Genomic DNA, 2724 nt, shown 5'->3' on the forward strand with positions numbered 1-2724 from the left:
GTACAGTCTCCGTCAACCCTGATGGCAGCGTAACCTACACGCCAAACGACAACTACCACGGTACAGACAGCTTCACCTACATCGTTACGTCAGGCGGGGTATCGGAATCCACCACGGTGAACGTCGATGTGACGCCAGTCAATGACGCGCCAATGGCGAAAGATGACACGGCAACAACACAAGAAGATATCGCTGTCACGATTGATGTTCTGCCAAACGACACCGATGTGGATGGCGATAAGCTGAGTATTGAATCAGCCTCTGTACCTAAAGAGCAGGGTACGGTTGAAGTGGTGGATGGAAAACTCGTCTTCACACCGGCAGAAAACTTCAATGGTGACGCTGAAATCACCTACATCGTTACGGACGGTGAATTGACCGACGAAGCGAAGGTGACCGTTACAGTAAATCCAGTAAACGATGCACCAACTATCAAGGTTGATGCCGTAGAAAGCATCACTGAAGACGCAGTGAACACGGATACGGTAGTCGCAACATTAACGGTTCGTGATACTGATACGCCAGAAGACCAATTAACCGTTTCTTTAGAAAACAACTCAAACGGTTACTTCGTCTTAGTTGGCGATGAAGTCAAGCTGACTCAAGCAGGCGTCGATGCGGTTAACAACGATGAACTTAACCTAAAAGACCTGACTATCAGCGCGTCAGTATCGGATGGTGTTAATCCAACGGCTAACGACAGTGATAGTTTGATTGTGAATCGTGTTAACGATGCGCCGATTGTTGATAATGTCATCTCAGATCAAGTGCTATCGGAAGACTTCGCGACCTACACGATTGATTTAAACAACGCATTTAAAGACAGTGACTCCACACTTAACTTCTCAGTGTCCGGTAACAGCAACGTGTTGGTTTCGATTGAAAACGGCATCGCGACCATTTCACCAACAGCAGACTGGAACGGTTCAGAAACCCTAACGTTTACTGCTACCGATCCAAGTGGTGAAAGCGTCAGCCAAGCGGTGAACTTTACGGTTGCACCAGTAGTCGACATCGAGGCTGACAGCACGGATGTAGTCGAAGACACGCCAACCGTCATTAACGTCTTAGGTAACGACACGTTTGACGGCGAAGATAAAGTAGTGTCGCTTGATACCAATAAAGGCCCAGCTAACGGCACGGTCTCGGTCAACCCTGATGGCACCGTGACCTACATACCAGATGATAACTACGTCGGCAAAGATACGTTCACTTATGTCGTGACATCAGGCGGTGTGTCTGAATCCACTACCGTTGAAGTCAATGTGACGCCAGTGAACGATGCGCCAATGGCGAAAGATGACACGGCAACAACACAAGAAGATATCGCTGTCACGATTGATGTTCTGTCAAACGATACTGATGTGGATGGCGACAAGCTGAGTATTGAATCAGCCTCTGTTCCTAAAGAGCAGGGTACGGTTGAAGTGGTGAATGGCAAACTTGTTTTCACTCCGGCCGAGAACTTCAATGGCGACGCTGAAATCACCTACATCGTTACGGACGGTGAATTGACCGACGAAGCGAAGGTGACCGTTACAGTAAATGCGGTGAACGACACGCCTGTGGTTGAGAGTAGCATTGCAGACCAAACCTTGGCGGAAGATTTCACTCCATACACGATCGATCTGAATACGGCCTTCAGCGATGTGGATAACGTTGATGGCGAGCTGAGCTTCAGCGTTTCTGGCAACAGCAACATTCAAGTGGCGATCGTCAATGGCATTGCTACGTTCACTCCAACCGCGGACTGGAACGGCTCAGATATCCTAACGTTTACTGCCACTGATCCAAGCGGTGAAAGCGTTAGCCAAACGGTGAACTTCACAGTTGCGCCTGTGGCGGACATCGTGGCAGACAAAGCGACGGTTGTGGAAGACACGGCGACCATCATCAAGGTCTTAGATAACGACACGTTCGAAGGCGACGATAAAGTGGTGTCGCTTGATACCAGTAAAGGCCCAGCTAACGGCGCGGTCTCGGTCAACCCTGACGGAACTGTGACCTACATACCAGATGATAACTACGTCGGCAAAGATACGTTCACTTATGTCGTGACATCAGGCGGGGTATCGGAATCCACCACCGTTGAAGTCAATGTAACACCGGTCAACGACGCGCCAGTGGCGAAAGATGACATCGCTACGACACAAGAAGACACCGCAGTTACTATTGATGTTCTGCCAAACGACAGCGATGTGGATGACGATAAGCTGAGTATTGAATCAGCCTCTGTACCTAAAGAGCAGGGTACGGTTGAAGTGGTGGATGGAAAACTCGTTTTCACTCCTGCAGAAAACTTCAATGGCGACGCTGAAATTACCTACATCGTAACGGATGGTCAATTGACCGACGAAGCGAAAGTGGTAGTTAGCGTTAACCCAGTAAACGATGCGCCAACTATCAAAGTTGATGCCGTAGAAAGCATCACTGAAGACGCAGTGAGCACGGATACGGTAGTCGCAACCTTAACGGTTCGTGATACTGATACGCCAGAAGACCAATTAACCGTTTCTTTAGAGAACAACTCAAACGGCTACTTCGTGTTGGTTGGCAATGAAGTCAAGCTAACTCAAGCGGGTGTTGACGCGGTTAACAACGATGAACTTAACCTTAAAGACCTGACTATCAGCGCGTCAGTGTCGGATGGTGTTAATCCAACGGCTAGCGACAGTGATAGCTTGGTTGTGAATCGTGTTAACGATGCGCCAACAGTTGATAATG

Annotated in this window: 1 protein-coding gene; it reads left to right on the top strand. The window is 48.8% G+C overall.

Annotation, left to right across the window (positions count from 1 at the left end; all coding sequences use genetic code 11):
• On the top strand, positions 1-2724 hold a 2724-nt coding region (locus tag CAG69_RS05640; RefSeq protein ID WP_161443095.1), incomplete at both ends, for a tandem-95 repeat protein.

It is taken from the genome of Vibrio sp. V43_P6S15P86 (assembly GCF_009904725.1).
In the GTDB taxonomy this organism is placed as follows: Bacteria; Pseudomonadota; Gammaproteobacteria; order Enterobacterales; family Vibrionaceae; genus Vibrio; species Vibrio diabolicus.